Origin of the sequence: Pseudomonas sp. S150 (genome assembly GCF_004526365.1) — a bacterium.
Classification (GTDB): Bacteria; Pseudomonadota; Gammaproteobacteria; order Pseudomonadales; family Pseudomonadaceae; genus Aquipseudomonas; species Aquipseudomonas putida_A.
Window position 1 is genome coordinate 2,315,600 of the sequence record NZ_CP038207.1, and the last position, 16,003, is coordinate 2,331,602.

16 protein-coding genes and 1 pseudogene are annotated in these 16,003 nt (G+C 60.7%); 16 read left to right on the top strand and 1 reads right to left on the bottom strand.

Translation table 11 applies throughout. The features are described from left to right. The first annotated feature begins 74 nt into the window (after positions 1-74). The 12 genes from fliD to fliJ all read left to right on the top strand — a co-directional run bounded on the left by fliD (position 75) and on the right by fliJ (position 12,747). Positions 75-1,547 (top strand): flagellar filament capping protein FliD, encoded by a 1,473-nt coding sequence (gene fliD / locus E3Z29_RS10685; protein WP_134785742.1) that lies wholly within the window; start codon positions 75-77, stop codon positions 1,545-1,547. Positions 1,548-1,676: 129 nt separating this feature from the next. After that, positions 1,677-2,075, top strand: coding sequence for a flagellar export chaperone FliS (gene fliS, locus E3Z29_RS10690; RefSeq protein ID WP_027614233.1), 399 nt, complete (start codon positions 1,677-1,679; stop codon positions 2,073-2,075). A gap of 11 nt (positions 2,076-2,086) precedes the next feature. Next, the gene (gene fliT, locus E3Z29_RS10695; RefSeq protein ID WP_134785743.1) at positions 2,087-2,383 is read left to right on the top strand and encodes a flagellar protein FliT; all 297 of its coding nucleotides are present in this window, start codon (positions 2,087-2,089) and stop codon (positions 2,381-2,383) included. A gap of 172 nt (positions 2,384-2,555) precedes the next feature. Continuing rightward, complete coding sequence (locus tag E3Z29_RS10700) at positions 2,556-4,031, top strand: sigma-54 dependent transcriptional regulator (RefSeq protein WP_003222863.1); 1,476 nt, start codon at positions 2,556-2,558, stop codon at positions 4,029-4,031. 125 nt (positions 4,032-4,156) lie between these two features. Then, the gene (locus E3Z29_RS10705) at positions 4,157-5,350 is read left to right on the top strand and encodes a PAS domain-containing sensor histidine kinase (protein WP_167734192.1); all 1,194 of its coding nucleotides are present in this window, start codon (positions 4,157-4,159) and stop codon (positions 5,348-5,350) included. 5 nt (positions 5,351-5,355) lie between these two features. Continuing rightward, the gene (locus tag E3Z29_RS10710) at positions 5,356-6,735 is read left to right on the top strand and encodes a sigma-54 dependent transcriptional regulator (RefSeq protein ID WP_134785745.1); all 1,380 of its coding nucleotides are present in this window, start codon (positions 5,356-5,358) and stop codon (positions 6,733-6,735) included. 252 nt (positions 6,736-6,987) lie between these two features. Further along, entirely contained in the window at positions 6,988-7,317 is a 330-nt protein-coding gene (fliE, locus tag E3Z29_RS10715) for a flagellar hook-basal body complex protein FliE (RefSeq protein WP_134785746.1), read from the top strand. Between the two features lie 15 nt (positions 7,318-7,332). Then, positions 7,333-9,120 (top strand): flagellar basal-body MS-ring/collar protein FliF, encoded by a 1,788-nt coding sequence (fliF, locus tag E3Z29_RS10720; protein ID WP_027614236.1) that lies wholly within the window; start codon positions 7,333-7,335, stop codon positions 9,118-9,120. Then, entirely contained in the window at positions 9,113-10,132 is a 1,020-nt protein-coding gene (gene fliG, locus E3Z29_RS10725) for a flagellar motor switch protein FliG (RefSeq protein ID WP_007920042.1), read from the top strand. Before fliF ends, fliG begins: the two co-directional genes overlap by 8 nt. Positions 10,133-10,136: 4 nt before the next feature. Further along, entirely contained in the window at positions 10,137-10,943 is an 807-nt protein-coding gene (gene fliH, locus E3Z29_RS10730) for a flagellar assembly protein FliH (protein ID WP_134785747.1), read from the top strand. Further along, entirely contained in the window at positions 10,933-12,291 is a 1,359-nt protein-coding gene (gene fliI, locus E3Z29_RS10735) for a flagellar protein export ATPase FliI (protein WP_047599980.1), read from the top strand. Before fliH ends, fliI begins: the two co-directional genes overlap by 11 nt. Before the next feature lie 6 nt (positions 12,292-12,297). After that, positions 12,298-12,747, top strand: a complete 450-nt coding sequence (gene fliJ / locus E3Z29_RS10740) for a flagellar export protein FliJ (RefSeq protein WP_095139370.1) — start codon at positions 12,298-12,300, stop codon at positions 12,745-12,747. 35 nt (positions 12,748-12,782) lie between these two features. On the opposite strand, the gene E3Z29_RS10745 is transcribed toward fliJ, so the two are convergent. Next, positions 12,783-13,127: a hypothetical protein gene (locus E3Z29_RS10745; protein ID WP_134785748.1), complete on the bottom strand. Its 345-nt coding sequence runs from the start codon at positions 13,125-13,127 to the stop codon at positions 12,783-12,785. Between the two features lie 136 nt (positions 13,128-13,263). Between E3Z29_RS10745 and E3Z29_RS29595 the strand changes: the two are divergent. From E3Z29_RS29595 to E3Z29_RS10765, 4 genes and pseudogenes are all read left to right on the top strand, one after another. Continuing rightward, a pseudogene (locus tag E3Z29_RS29595) lies at positions 13,264-13,374 on the top strand (flagella biosynthesis chaperone FliJ); the annotation flags it as partial. 193 nt (positions 13,375-13,567) lie between these two features. Next, positions 13,568-13,873: an STAS domain-containing protein gene (locus tag E3Z29_RS10755; protein WP_134785749.1), complete on the top strand. Its 306-nt coding sequence runs from the start codon at positions 13,568-13,570 to the stop codon at positions 13,871-13,873. Positions 13,874-13,878: 5 nt separating this feature from the next. Further along, on the top strand, positions 13,879-15,576 hold the full coding sequence (locus E3Z29_RS10760) for a fused response regulator/phosphatase (protein ID WP_134785750.1): 1,698 nt from the start codon (positions 13,879-13,881) through the stop codon (positions 15,574-15,576). A gap of 37 nt (positions 15,577-15,613) precedes the next feature. Further along, positions 15,614-15,961 (top strand): Hpt domain-containing protein, encoded by a 348-nt coding sequence (locus E3Z29_RS10765; RefSeq protein ID WP_134785751.1) that lies wholly within the window; start codon positions 15,614-15,616, stop codon positions 15,959-15,961. Positions 15,962-16,003: the final 42 nt, after the last annotated feature.

Below are 16,003 nucleotides of genomic sequence, written 5' to 3' on the forward strand. Positions count from 1 at the left end.
TGAATAGTGTTTGTCTTTCTTGAATGACGCCTGGATGGGTCAAAAGTCTGGCAACAATCTGAAGGGAGATGCACATGGCAAGTCCAATTCTACCGGGTTCCGGACTGGGTTCCGGCCTGGACATCGGCGCGATCGTGACCGCGCTGGTCAACGCCGACAAGTCGCCGAAGCAGACGCAGATCGATTCCGCGACCAAAACCAATACCCTGAAGATTTCCGGTGTCGGCACGTTGAAGAGTGCGCTGACCGCGTACCAGACGGCGATGACCAACCTGGGCAGCAAGACCAACCCGGCGTTTGCCGGCTTCACGGCGACCTCGAGCAACACAGCGATTCTCGGCGCCACCTCCGATAACACCGCGGTGTCGGGGACTTACAACGTTGTTGTCAATCAATTGGCCACTGGCTCGAAAGTCGCCAGCGCTTCTTTCGCCGGCGGTGCTGCCAGTGCCATTCCGAGTGGTACCCTGAAAATCAGTCAGAATGGCACTGATTACAATGTCACGATCCCGGCCAATGCGACCTTGCAGAGCACCCGTGACGCAATCAACACGGCTCAGGGCTCAAATGGTATTTCTGCCAACATCGTGACCGACAGCAGTGGCGCTTCGCGCCTGGTGATCAGCTCGAACAAGACGGGCGCCGGTACCGACCTCTCTGTCAGCGGGATTGCCGGTCTGGAGATCGACGGTACTCAGCCGATGGGTACCAATCCGGCGGCAGGCGCCTCTGGCAACGTCAATGGCCCTGCACAAGACGCCAAGGTGACCATTGACGGCCTGCAGGTTTCCAGCAAGAGCAATACGGTCAGTGGTGCAATCAGCGGCCTGACCCTGAATCTGACCACTGTCAGTCCTCTCGTTGGTGGCGTTGCCACGCCGACCGTTGTCAGCGTCGATACCAACACCAAGGGGCTGCAGGCGTCGGTTCAGGCGTTTGTTGACGCCTACAACACCCTGAAGACCACCATCGACACGCTTTCCAAGGCTACGCCTGATGAAGACGGCAAACTGACGGTGCAGGCGGCGTTTACCGGTGACTCGTTGCCGCGTTCGCTGATCGCCGACATCCGTGGCCAGTTGACTGCTCCTGGTGCTGGTGCAAAGGGTTCTTTGTCCTATCTGTCGGAGATCGGTGTGATGACCGACCGCAACACCGGCAACCTGACGTTTGATACTGCTGCGTTCACCAAAACCATGGCTCAGCCCGGCAAGGCTGGCCAGGTGCAGCAGATGTTCACCGGGACCGACGACACCAACGGTCTGCTGGCACGCATGAACAAGGCGGTGGATCCGTATCTGAAGGCGCCTGCCGGTAGCGCCCCTACTGCCGTAGGCCTGCTTGATCAGCGCATGTCCATCCTGAACAACAACACCCGGAACCTGACCAGTCAGCAACTGGCGCTGGATCTGCGTGTTGCCAACCTGACCAAGACGTTGACGGCCAAGTACAACGCCATGGACTTGCTGGTAGGGCAGATGAAGGCGACTGCGAGCAACATCACGTCGTTCTTCAGCTCGCTGAACGCTCAGCAGTCCGCGAAGTAACCCGCAAGAACGACAAAAACCCGGCTACGCTTTATCGGCGTGCGCCGGGTTTTTGTCTTTTGATCTAAAGTTCTGTGATTCGTTGGCGATACACTGGTTATACGAGTCATTGTGGCAATGAGGTAGAACATGAACCCAATGTTAGCCCTTCGGCAATATCAGAAAGTCGGCGCGCACGCCCAGACATCCGAGGCGAGCCCGCACCGTCTGGTGCAAATGCTGATGGAAGGCGGGTTGGCCCGCATCGCTCAGGCCAAGGGTGCCATCGAGCGCAAGGATATTCCTGGCAAGTGCACCTCGATCAGCAAGGCCATTGGCATTGTCAGCGGGCTGCGCGAAGGTCTGGATCTGGAAAAGTGTGCCGATGAACTGGCCGATCTGGACGGGCTGTACATCTACATGATGAAGCGTCTCGCCGAGGCCAACATCAACAGCGATCCGCGCATTCTCGATGAGGTCGCCGGCTTGCTGAGCACGGTCAAAGAAGGCTGGGATGCCATCGCCCCCGAGCCTGCTCCGCAGTTTTAAAGGAGAGCACCATGAGTCTTTTATTGCAGCGAATCGCCGACACCCGTGAAGCGCTGGTCAGTGCGCTGGCCGAACGCAACTGGGAAGCCATTGGCGAGCTGGATCTGGCTTGCCGTTCCTGCATGGAAGACGTCATGGCCGAGGCCTCGCTGGATGAGGAGGCCTTGCGCAGTAACCTTGAGGAATTGCTCCATGTCTACAAGGAGCTACTTGAGGCGGCCATGGGTGAGCGCCAGGCGATAGCTAACGAGATGTCGCAGATCACCCAAGCGCAAAAGGCGGCAAAGGTTTACCATCTGTTTGGTTAATTAACCCCCAGTTAATCCAGACATGTGCGCCATAAATTTGACTGTGCACGGTTTTTTGACTTAACTAGTGGCTGTTTTCAGATTTCAGGCGTCTACAGGCACAAGGTGTCCTGCAAGCGTCTCGCTTGCCCCATTTTTCGGGCATTGAGTTGACTAGGGAAGTTGCTATTGCATGTGGCGTGAAACCAAAATTCTGCTGATCGATGACGATAGCGTCCGCCGCCGCGACCTGGCGGTGATTTTAAATTTTCTCGGCGAAGAAAATTTACCCTGCGGCAGCCATGACTGGCAGCAGGCTGTCGGCTCTTTGTCATCGAGTCGTGAAGTCATCTGTGTACTGATCGGGACGGTAAATGCTCCGGGTGCACTTTTGGGCTTGTTAAAGACACTCTCGACGTGGGATGAGTTCCTTCCGGTTTTGCTGATGGGCGATAATTCTTCCGTCGACCTGCCGGAAGACCAGCGCCGCCGGGTGCTTTCGACCCTGGAAATGCCGCCCAGCTACAGCAAACTGCTCGACTCCCTGCACCGTGCCCAGGTCTATCGCGAGATGTACGACCAGGCCCGCGAGCGTGGCCGTCATCGCGAACCGAATCTGTTCCGCAGCCTTGTCGGCACCAGCCGGGCGATTCAGCACGTCCGTCAGATGATGCAGCAAGTGGCCGATACCGACGCCAGCGTGCTGATCCTCGGCGAGTCCGGCACCGGCAAGGAAGTGGTTGCGCGCAACCTGCATTACCACTCCAAGCGTCGCGACGCGCCATTTGTGCCAGTCAACTGCGGGGCGATCCCGGCAGAGCTGCTGGAAAGCGAACTGTTTGGCCACGAGAAGGGCGCCTTCACCGGTGCGATCACCAGCCGTGCCGGGCGTTTCGAACTGGCCAACGGCGGTACGCTGTTCCTCGACGAAATCGGCGATATGCCGCTGCCGATGCAGGTCAAGCTGCTGCGCGTGCTGCAGGAGCGCACCTTCGAGCGCGTGGGCAGCAACAAGACCCAGAGCGTCGACGTGCGCATCATTGCCGCGACCCACAAGAATCTCGAAAGCATGATCGAGATCGGCACCTTCCGCGAAGACCTCTACTATCGCCTGAACGTGTTCCCGATCGAGATGGCGCCGCTGCGTGAGCGCGTCGAAGACATCCCGCTGTTGATGAACGAACTGATCTCGCGCATGGAACACGAAAAGCGCGGTTCGATCCGTTTCAACTCGGCGGCGATCATGTCGCTGTGCCGTCACGGCTGGCCGGGCAACGTCCGTGAGCTGGCCAACCTGGTCGAGCGCATGGCGATCATGCATCCGTACGGGGTGATCGGCGTGGTCGAGTTGCCGAAGAAATTCCGCTACGTCGACGACGAAGACGAGCAGATGGTCGACAGCCTGCGCAGCGATCTCGAAGAGCGCGTGGCGATCAACGGTCATACGCCGGACTTCACCGCCAACGCGATGCTGCCGCCGGAAGGCCTGGACCTCAAGGACTACCTCGGCGGTCTGGAGCAGGGCCTGATCCAGCAGGCGCTGGACGACGCCAATGGCATCGTCGCGCGTGCCGCCGAACGCCTGCGCATTCGTCGCACCACGCTGGTGGAGAAGATGCGCAAGTACGGCATGAGCCGGCGCGAAGGAGACGAACAGGCGGATGATTGACGCCTGTTTTTCAACGCCTTCATTTATAAGCAGTTTTTTTTAGGCACGGGTATTGCTACATCCCTCGCAACGTTCCGTTTAACTGACGGTCAGCCAAGCGAGAGAACACAATGCCCCACGCCCAGATGTCATCTGCCTCCCATGCCGAGGGGCAACCGTCGTCCGTAGAGCAGGCGAGCCGTCAGGGTCTGGAGCACGCGTTCGCGCTGTTCAATCAGATGTCCAGTCAACTGACCGATTCCTACAGCATGCTTGAAGCCCGGGTTACCGAGCTCAAGGGCGAGCTGGCGGTGGTCAGTGCCCAGCGCATGCAGGAGCTGGCCGAAAAAGAACGCTTGGCCAACCGTCTGCAAAACCTCCTCGATCTGTTGCCCGGTGGCGTCATCGTGATCGACGGCCACGGCATGGTGCGCGAAGCCAACCCGGCGGCGATCGATTTGTTGGGGCTGCCGCTGGAAGGCGAGTTGTGGCGCCACGTCATCGCCCGTTGCTTCGCCCCGCGTGAAGACGACGGTCATGAAATTTCTCTGAAAAACGGTCGACGCCTGTCGATTGCCACCCGCTCGCTGGATGCCGAGCCGGGGCAGTTGGTGCTGCTCAACGACCTGACAGAAACCCGCCACCTTCAAGATCAACTGGCGCGCCACGAGCGTCTGTCGTCGCTGGGACGGATGGTCGCCTCGCTGGCCCATCAGATCCGCACACCGTTATCCGCCGCTTTGCTCTACGCCAGTCATTTGACTGAGCAGGAATTACCGGTCGCCACCCAGCAGCGTTTCGCTGGCCGCCTCAAAGAGCGCCTGCATGAGCTGGAGCATCAGGTGCGCGACATGTTGGTGTTCGCCCGTGGCGAGCTGCCGCTGACTGATCGCATCACCCCCAATGCCTTGATGCAATCGCTGCAGGCGGCGGCGCTGACCCATGTGCAGGATCTGCCCATTCGCTGGCAGTGCGACAGTCATGTCGGCGAATTGCTGTGCAACCGCGACACGCTGGTCGGGGCGATTCTCAATCTGATCGAAAACGCGATTCAGGCCAGCGATGGCAACGTGCGCCTTAAAGTGCACTGCTACACCCGCGACAACAGCCTGCGCCTGTGTGTCAGCGACAGCGGCAGCGGCATTGATCCGCTGGTGCTCGAGCGTCTCGGCGAACCGTTTTTCACCACCAAAGTCACCGGCACCGGGCTGGGCCTGACCGTGGTCAAGGCAGTGGCGCGGGCACATCAGGGAGAATTGCAGCTGCGCTCGCGAGTCGGGCGCGGCACGTGCGCGCAGGTGATCCTGCCGCTGTTTTCCGCTGTACACGGAGCTGAGTGAACGTCATGGGCATCAAGGTTTTGCTGGTCGAGGATGACCGCTCGTTGCGCGAAGCGCTGGCCGATACGCTGTTGCTGGCGGGCCACGACTACCATGCAGTCGGCAGCGCCGAAGAGGCGTTGCAGGCGGTCGAGCGCGAAGCGTTCAGTCTGGTGGTCAGCGACGTCAACATGCCCGGCATGGATGGCCATCAACTGCTCGGTTTGCTGCGTGCCCGGCAGCCGCAATTGCCGGTGTTGCTGATGACTGCGCACGGCGCGGTCGAGCGTGCGGTCGATGCGATGCGTCAGGGCGCGGCGGATTACCTGGTCAAGCCGTTCGAACCCAAGGCGTTGCTGGATCTGGTGTCGCGGCATGCTCTGGGCTGCATCAGTGTGACGGAGGGTGAAGGTCCGGTGGCGGTCGAGCCGGCCAGTGCGCAGTTGCTCGAACTGGCGGCGCGGGTGGCACGCAGTGATTCCACGGTGCTGATCTCCGGCGAGTCCGGCACCGGCAAGGAAGTGTTGGCGCGTTATATTCACCAGCATTCCCATCGTGCCAATCAGCCGTTCATCGCGATCAACTGCGCGGCGATTCCCGACAACATGCTCGAGGCCACGCTGTTCGGTCACGAGAAGGGCTCGTTCACCGGCGCCATTGCGGCGCAGGCCGGCAAGTTCGAACAGGCCGATGGCGGCACCATTCTGCTCGACGAAATTTCCGAAATGCCCCTGGGCCTGCAAGCCAAGTTGCTGCGGGTGCTGCAAGAGCGTGAAGTCGAGCGCGTGGGGGCGCGCAAACCGATCACCCTGGACATCCGCGTGGTCGCCACCACCAACCGGGATCTGGCGGGCGAAGTGGCGGCGGGGCGTTTCCGTGAAGACTTGTTCTACCGCTTGTCGGTTTTTCCCCTGGCCTGGCGTCCACTTCGCGAGCGCACTGCCGATATCTTGCCGCTGGCCGAGCGGTTGCTGAACAAACACGTCAATAAAATGAAGCATGCGGCGGCGAAACTTTCGCCAGAAGCCCAGGCTTGCCTGACCCACTACCCGTGGCCGGGCAACGTGCGTGAGCTGGATAACGCGATTCAACGCGCGCTGATTCTGCAGCAGGGCGGTTTGATCCAGCCGCAGGATTTCTGCCTGACCGGCGCAGTGACCTACACCGCGGCGCCGGTGCAACCGCTGGTGCGCGAGATCGAAGTCGAGGCTGAATCCGCCGGGGCGCTGGGCGATGACCTGCGGCGCCGGGAGTTCCAGATGATCATCGACACCCTGCGCACCGAGCGTGGCCGGCGCAAGGAGGCTGCGGAAAAGCTCGGTATCAGCCCGCGTACCCTGCGCTACAAACTGGCGCAGATGCGTGATGCCGGGATGGACGTCGAAGGTTATCTGTTCGCTACCTGAAAGTTGACGCGAATAACGGTGGGAGGGGGCTTGCTCCCGAAGAGGTCAGGTCTGTCACATCATTGTTGAATGACACGCCGCCTTCGGGAGCAAGCCCCCTCCCACAGTTGTTTTGCGGTGATCCCGACATAGCGCACAGACCACAGCGGCATTTATGAAACAAGACCAGCCGAGCTGGCACCCTTGTTGCTAACACCTGTGTACCCGCCGAGTGAGTGTCAAAAAATTGCGGGCCGCCCAAGAGAGTAGACCATGAGCCAAGGTATTGAATTCAATCGGTTGATGATGTACATGAAGGCCATGAAAATGGACGCCATGGCCACGCCGAAATCGACTGCCGCCGTCCCTGAACTGGCAGGCAGCAGCTTTTCCGACATGCTCGGTCAGGCCATCAACAAAGTCAGCGATACCCAGCAGGCGTCGACTCAGTTGGCCAACGCATTTGAAATCGGCAAGAGCGGCGTCGATCTGACGGACGTGATGATCGCCTCGCAGAAAGCCAGCGTGTCGTTCCAGGCTCTGACCCAGGTGCGCAACAAACTGGTTCAGGCATATCAAGACATCATGCAGATGCCGGTTTAAGGACGAGATTGAGTCATGGCAGAAGCAGTCGCCGATAACGTTCCGGCCAAGGCCACCCCGATAGACGGCAAACCGCCGCTGTTCGGCCTGTCCTTCCTGGAAAACCTCTCCGAGATGACCATGCTGCGTCAGGTGGGCCTGTTGGTCGGCCTGGCTGCGAGCGTGGCGATTGGCTTTGCCGTGGTGCTGTGGTCGCAGCAGCCGGATTACCGTCCGTTGTACGGCAGCCTTGCCGGCATGGACGCCAAGCAGGTCATGGACACCCTGGCCTCCGCCGACATCCCTTACACCGTCGAGCCGAACTCCGGCGCCTTGCTGGTCAAGGCTGACGACCTGTCCCGTGCGCGGATGAAACTCGCGGCCGCTGGTGTCACTCCCAGCGACGGCAACATCGGTTTCGAAATCCTCGACAAGGAACAGGGTCTGGGCACCAGCCAGTTCATGGAAGCGACCCGTTACCGTCGCGGCCTCGAAGGCGAACTGGCGCGCACCATCTCCAGCCTGAACAACGTCAAGGGCGCTCGCGTGCACCTGGCGATTCCGAAAAGTTCGGTGTTCGTGCGTGATGAACGCAAGCCAAGCGCTTCGGTACTGGTCGAGCTGTACTCCGGGCGTTCGCTGGAGCCGGGTCAGGTGGTGGCGATCATCAACCTGGTGGCGACCTCCGTGCCTGAGCTGAGCAAATCGCAGATCACCGTCGTCGATCAGAAGGGCAACCTGCTCTCCGATCAGGCGGAAAACTCCGAAATGACCATGGCCGGCAAGCAGTTCGATTACAGCCGCCGCATGGAAAGCATGCTCACTCAGCGCGTGCACAACATTCTGCAACCGGTACTGGGCAACGATCGCTACAAGGCTGAAGTCTCGGCCGACATCGATTTCAGTGCCGTCGAATCCACCGCCGAGCAATTCAACCCGGACCAACCGGCGTTGCGCAGCGAGCAGTCGGTCAACGAACAACGCACCGCCAGCAATGGTCCGCAAGGCGTGCCGGGTGCCCTGAGCAACCAGCCGCCGGCGCCGGCTTCGGCCCCGCAAACCACCGGTGGCGCCCAAGGCTCTACCGGTATGATTCAACCCGGTCAGCCACTGGTCGATGCCAACGGTCAGCAGATCATGGACCCGGCCACTGGCCAGCCGATGCTCGCGCCTTACCCGGCGGACAAGCGTCAACAATCCACCAAGAACTTCGAGCTCGACCGTTCCATCAGCCACACCAAACAGCAGCAGGGTCGCCTGAATCGTCTGTCGGTGTCGGTGGTGGTCGACGATCAGGTCAAGGTCAATGCGGCCAACGGCGAAACCACCCGCGCGCCGTGGAGCGCCGATGAACTGGCGCGTTTCACCCGTCTGGTGCAGGACGCGGTCGGCTTCGATGCCAGCCGTGGCGACAGCGTCAGCGTGATCAACATGCCGTTCTCCGCCGAACGCGGTGAAGTGGTTGCCGATATTCCGTTCTACTCCCAGCCATGGTTCTGGGACATCGTCAAACAAGTGCTGGGTGTGTTGTTCATCCTGGTGCTGGTGTTTGGTGTGCTGCGTCCGGTGTTGAACAACATCACCGGCGGCGGCAAAGGCAAGGAGCTGGCCGGTCTGGGCAGCGACGTGGAACTCGGTGGCATGGGCGGCCTGGACGGCGACCTGGCCAACGACCGCGTGAGCCTCGGTGGTCCGCAGAGCATTCTGTTGCCGAGCCCGAGTGAGGGTTACGACGCACAACTGAATGCAATCAAGAGCTTGGTGGCCGAGGATCCGGGTCGCGTGGCTCAGGTCGTGAAAGAGTGGATTAACGCAGATGAGTGATAACCGAGCCGCAACCGTCAAACTGAACAAGGTCGACAAAGCCGCGATTCTGCTGCTGTCCCTGGGTTCGACCGATGCCGCGCAAGTGCTGCGCCACATGGGCCCGAAAGAGGTTCAGCGGGTCGGTGTGGCCATGGCCCAGATGGGCAACGTCCATCGCGAGCAGGTCGAGCAGGTCATGAGCGAGTTCGTCGACATCGTCGGCGACCAGACCAGCCTCGGCGTCGGCTCCGACGACTACGTGCGCAAAATGCTCACCCAGGCGCTGGGTGAAGACAAGGCCAACGGCCTGATCGACCGCATCCTGCTCGGTGGCAACACCAGCGGCCTCGACAGCCTGAAATGGATGGAGCCGCGCGCCGTTGCCGACGTGATCCGTTACGAACACCCGCAGATCCAGGCGATCGTGGTGGCGTACCTCGATCCGGATCAGGCCGGTGAAGTACTGGGCAACTTTGACCACAAGGTGCGTCTGGACATCATCCTGCGCGTCTCGTCGTTGAATACCGTGCAACCGGCGGCGCTGAAAGAGCTGAACCAGATTCTCGAGAAGCAGTTCTCCGGCAACTCGAACGCCTCGCGCACCACCCTGGGTGGCATCAAGCGTGCGGCGGACATCATGAACTTCCTCGACAGCTCGATCGAAGGCCAGCTCATGGACTCGATCCGCGAAGTCGACGAAGACCTGTCCGGTCAGATCGAAGACCTCATGTTCGTGTTCAACAACCTCGCCGACGTCGACGACCGCGGCATCCAGGCGCTGTTGCGCGAAGTGTCCTCCGACGTGCTGGTGCTGGCCCTCAAGGGCTCGGACGAAGGCGTCAAAGAAAAGATCTTCAAGAACATGTCCAAGCGTGCGGCCGAACTGTTGCGCGACGACCTCGAAGCCAAAGGCCCGGTGCGCGTCAGCGACGTGGAAACCGCGCAGAAAGAAATCCTCACCATTGCCCGTCGCATGGCCGAAGCCGGCGAAATCGTGCTCGGTGGCAAGGGCGGCGAGGAAATGATCTAAGCCCATGGACAAGCATGACGAGTCAGTGACGGATCTGATCCGCGCCCGCGATGTCCGTGGTTTCGAATCCTGGGCGCTGCCCAGCTTCGATCCGCCAAAACCGGAACCCGAGCCGGAACCGGAGCCCGAACCGCCGGAAATGGAAGAAGTGCCGCTGGAAGAAGTCCAGCCACTGACCCTGGAAGAACTCGAAAGCATCCGTCAGGAGGCTTACAACGAGGGCTTTGGCATCGGCGAGAAGGAAGGTTTTCACAGCGCCACGCTCAAGGTGCGTCAGGAAGCCGAAGTGGCGCTGGCGGCGAAACTGGCCAGCCTCGAGCAACTGATGACCCATCTGTTCGAGCCGATTGCCGAGCAAGACACGCAGATCGAAAAGTCGCTGGTCGACCTCGTGCAACACATCACCAGACAGGTGATCAAGCGCGAATTGGCCATCGATTCCAGCCAGATCGAACACGTCATGCGCGACGCGCTCAAGCTGCTGCCGTTGGGCGTGGACAACGTGCGTCTGTACGTCAATCCGCAGGACTTCGAACAGGCCAAGGCCTTGCGCGAGCGTCATGAGGAATCCTGGCGCATCGTCGAAGACGACTCGCTGCTGCCGGGCGGTTGCCGGGTTGAAACCGAGCACAGCCGCATCGACGCCAGCATCGAGACCCGCGTGACTCAGGTCATGGCCAAGCTGTTCGACCAGTTGCACGAACAGGCTCTGCACCCGGCCGCGCCGGACCTGAGCCTGGACATTCCTGAAGAAAGCCAACTGACGGCTGCGCCTGAAGAGCCGCTCGCGGACACCCCCGATGCGCCTTGAACGCACCAGTTTCGCCAAGCGCCTCAGCACCTATGCCGAAGCCACTGAAATCGCCGGCGCGCCGATTCTCGAAGGCCGCCTGCTGCGCATGGTCGGCCTCACCCTCGAAGCCGAAGGCCTGCGCGCCGCCATGGGCACGCGCTGCCTGGTCATCAATGACGACAGCTATCACCCTTCCCAGGTGGAAGCGGAAGTCATGGGTTTTTCCGGCAGCAAAGTCTTTCTGATGCCGGTCGGCAGCGTCGCCGGCATCGCCCCGGGCGCCCGCGTGGTGCCGCTGGCCGAAACCGGGCGCCTGCCGATGGGCATGAGCATGCTCGGTCGCGTACTCGACGGCGCCGGACGCGCGCTGGACGGCAAGGGCGGGATGAAGGCTGAAGACTGGGTGCCGATGGACGGCCCGACGATCAACCCGCTCAATCGCGACCCGATCCACGAACCGCTGGACGTCGGCATCCGTTGCATCAACGGTCTGCTGACGGTCGGGCGTGGTCAGCGTCTGGGCCTGTTCGCCGGTACCGGTGTCGGTAAATCGGTGCTGCTGGGCATGATGACCCGCTTCACTGAGGCTGACATCATCGTCGTTGGTCTGATCGGTGAGCGGGGTCGAGAAGTTAAAGAGTTCATCGAGCACATCCTCGGTGAAGAAGGCCTCAAGCGTTCGGTGGTGGTCGCCTCGCCAGCGGACGATGCGCCGCTGATGCGTCTGCGCGCGGCGATGTACTGCACGCGCATCGCCGAGTATTTCCGCGACAAGGGCAAGAACGTCCTGTTGCTGATGGATTCGCTGACCCGTTTCGCCCAGGCCCAGCGGGAAATCGCTCTGGCCATCGGCGAGCCGCCAGCGACCAAGGGCTATCCGCCCTCGGTGTTCGCCAAACTGCCGAAACTGGTGGAGCGCGCCGGTAACGCGGAGAAGGGCGGGGGTTCGATCACTGCGTTCTACACCGTATTGTCCGAAGGCGATGACCAGCAGGACCCGATTGCCGACTCGGCGCGGGGCGTGCTCGACGGCCACATCGTGTTGTCCCGGCGTCTGGCCGAGGAAGGGCACTACCCGGCCATCGACATCGAAGCGTCGATCAGCCGGGTGATGCCGGCCGTGGTCTCGGCGGAGCACATGCAGCGCGCGCAGTACTTCAAGCAGCTGTGGTCGCGCTATCAGCAGAGCCGCGATCTGATCAGCGTCGGCGCTTACGTCGCCGGTGGCGACCGCGAGACCGATCTGGCGATCTCGCTGCAACCGCAACTGACCCGCTACCAGCGGCAGGGCCTCAACGACAAGATCAACATGGGCGAGAGCCAGGCTTACCTCGAAACCCTGTTCGCGCCTGCGGCGGGCGGGTAACCGGCCATGGCCGTGAGCCGAGCTGCGCGTCTGGCACCGGTGGTGGAAATGGCCGAACAGGCCGAGAAAACCGCCGTGCAACGCCTGGGTTACTTTCAAGGCCAGGTCAAAGTCGCTGAAAGCAAACTCGCCGACCTCGACGCCTTTCGTCTGGATTATCAGGAACAGTGGATCGTGCGCGGCAGCGACGGGGTTTCCGGGCAATGGCTGCTGGGTTATCACGGCTTCCTCGCGCAACTGGACACCGCGATCGACCAGCAGCGCCAGAGTCTGGTCTGGCACCAGAACAACCTGATCAAGGCGCGGGACGCCTGGCAGCAGGCGTTTGCCAAGGTCGAAGGCTTGCGCAAACTGGTGCAGCGCTACCGCGAAGAGGCGCAACGCCTCGAAGACAAGCGTGAGCAGAAGCTGCTGGACGAGTTGTCGCAGCGCTTGCCGCGGCACGATCCGTATTAACGTGCCGCAGCAGTAGTGCTAGAGGATGGTCTGAGTCATTTGTCCAATATTGTGAAGCTGAAGCCTTTGGAACGACCCAGGAGTTTGGAGTCACGGATCACTTCGAAGAACATACATATTTGTTTGCCCACAAACTCCCATTCCGCGACGTCAGTGATGGGTTTAGCGTAATCCGGCCGATCACTAAGGTTTATTTGCCAGATTCTATGGGTCTCAACGTCGTCGGCCACAAGGTAAAACGTAAGTTCGTCGCCTGCTTTACCTGGGTAGGTCGCCTTTACGCCGGATTTACCCCTTAGGTATTCATCATGAGTGATGATGGTTGGTGACGCGGTGTTATGCAGGGACGGTTTTCCAAAACGTTCAAAATGCGGGTCCATGATGCAGTCCTTTGACCTGAGCGCAGCGAAATTGCTGCCACTTGATTAAGGGCTATGCTTCTTTCCTCGGTCTACTGTCAGATCTGACAGTGGCGACAAGCGGCAGTCGCGGAGTGGCTGCAGGGCATAGCTTCTCCTGCGCAAACGGGTACCGCGCTACCGCGAAGAGGCGCAGCGCCTCGAAGACAAGCGCGAGCAGAAGCTGCTGGACCAGTTGTCGCAGCGCCTGCCGCGACACAACCCTTTTCAAATTGCCCAAAAACTCCCTGTGGGAGCGGGCTTGCTCGCGAAGGCGTCGTGTCAGTCAACACCTCAGTCAACTGACCGATTGCCTTCGCGAGCAAGCCCGCTCCCACATTTGCTTCTGCGCTGAGCCTTGCCCCAACCCTGTCCAGGTGCTAAACCTTGTACACGTTCGTCAATGACAAGGAAGCCAGTCAATGTCAGTCGTTACAGAAGTCTCTCCGGATGGTCAAAAACTGACGATTTCGGTCAAGGGGCGGTTCGATTTTGGGCGCCATCAGGAATTTCGCGAGTCCTATGAGCGGCTTAACAGAAAACCTGACTCCATCGTGGTTGATCTGAAAGATGCCACCTACCTCGACAGCTCCGCGCTGGGCATGCTGCTTCTGCTGCGCGATCATGCCGGCGGCGACGACTCGGATGTACGCGTGATCAACAGCAACTCCGACGTGCGCAAGATTCTCGCCATCTCCAACTTCGACAAACTGTTCGACATCAGTTGACAGCCATGCAGGCGCAAGAGCCGCTGACGATCCTGATCGCCGAAGACAGTGCCGCCGACCGGTTACTGTTGTCGACCATCGTCCGCCGTCAGGGGCATGAAGTGCTGACCGCCGCCAATGGCGCCGAAGCGCTGGAGGTGTTCAAGCGTCAGCCACCGCATCTGGTGCTGATGGACGCGATGATGCCGGTGATGGACGGCTTCGAAGCGGCGCAGCAGATCAAGGCGCTGGCGGGGGAAACCCTGGTGCCGATCATCTTTCTGACTTCGCTGACCGAAAGTGAAGCGCTTGCCCGTTGTCTGGAAGCAGGTGGCGACGACTTTCTGGCGAAGCCTTACAACCAGGTGATCCTCGCCGCCAAAATCAAGGCGATGGATCGCTTGCGCCGCTTGCAGGCCACGGTGCTGCAACAGCGTGACCTGATCGCCAGACATCACGATTACCTGCTCAACGAACAGCGCGTAGCCAAAGCCGTTTTCGACAAGGTCGCGCATTCGGGTTGTCTGAGTGCACCGAATATTCGTTATCTGCAATCGCCCTATGCGTTGTTCAACGGCGACCTGCTGCTGGCGGCCTATACCCCGGCCGGCGACATGCATGTGCTGCTCGGTGATTTCACCGGCCACGGCTTGCCGGCAGCGGTGGGGGCGATGCCGCTCGCCGAAGTGTTTTACGGCATGACCGCCAAGGGCTACGGCCTGGCTGAAACCCTGCGCGAGATGAACGCCAAGCTCAAGCGCATCCTGCCGGTGGACATGTTCTGCTGCGCGACCATGCTTTGTCTGAGTTTTCAGCGGCGTTCGGTAGAGGTGTGGAACGGCGGCATGCCTGACGGTTATCTGCATCGGATTGCCACCGGCGAACGTGTGCCGCTGGCGGCGCGCCATTTGCCGCTGGGGGTGCTCAGTCCGCAAGCGTTTGATGATCGCACCGAAGTACAGACCATGGCCGTGGGTGACCGGGTGTTCCTGCTTTCGGACGGGGTGATCGATACCACTGACGCCGACGACCGGTTGTTCGGTGTCGAGCGTTTGCAGCAACTGTTTGCCGCCAATCGTGAGCCGGACAACCTGTTCGCCGAGATCGAGCAGGCCTTGCACGCCTTTCGCGGCGAGCCCCGCGACGATGTGAGCATGGTCGAGATCAGCTTGCTGGAGGCGGCGCAGGTGATGCCGTCGGCGCCGGTGTATTCCGACAGCGGCCAGTCGTGCCCGCTGGACTGGTCGGTAAGCTTCGAGTTTCGCGGGGCGACGCTCAGGCGCTTCAATCCTTTGCCGTATCTGCTGCAGTTGTTGCAGGAAGTGCACGGTTTGCGCACCCAAGGCGGGGCGATCTACAGCGTGCTCGCCGAGCTGTACTCCAACGCGCTGGAGCACGGTGTTCTTGGCCTGGATTCCAGCCTGAAGCGTGATGCCAGTGGCTTCGCTCGTTACTATGAACAGCGCAACGAGCGGCTCGAAGCCCTGCAGGACGGTTACGTGCGCGTGCATCTGCAGGTCAAGCCGCAAGGTGCCGGTGGTTGTCTGGTGATCCGCGTCGAGGACAGCGGCAAGGGTTTTGACGTGGCGCGGGTGATGGAGCGGCCGCTGGACGGTGTCCGTCTGTCGGGGCGCGGGGTCAGCCTGATCCGGCAGTTGGGGCATAACGCCAGTTGGTCGGACGAAGGTCGCAGTGCTTGCGTGGAGTTTTTCTGGGAGGGTTGAGGCATAATTCGCCGATTCTTGATCAAGGAGTGAACAAGTGACTGACACACATATTGATCGCGAGGCGCTGAGCGTACTGCGCGAAGTCATGGAGGAGGGTTATCCGGAGCTTCTGGATACCTTTCTGGCCGATTCCGAAAGTCGCTTGGCTGAGCTGCAGAACACGGCGGATGCCAAGGCTTTGTCTGAAGTTGCCCACAGCTTCAAGGGCAGCGCCAGCAACATGGGGGCTGTCCGGTTGGCGGCGCTCTGCCAGGAGCTGGAATCGGAAGCCAAAAATAAAAGCCCCTCGGACATTGCCAGGCTGGTGGCTGACATTAGTGGCGAGTTCGCCGATGTCCGCCCTGTCTACGAAGACGAACGCCAGCACGCCCTGACCCATTGAACCCTGCTGTCCGGCGCTTTTCGCAAGCGCCGGACAAAACTG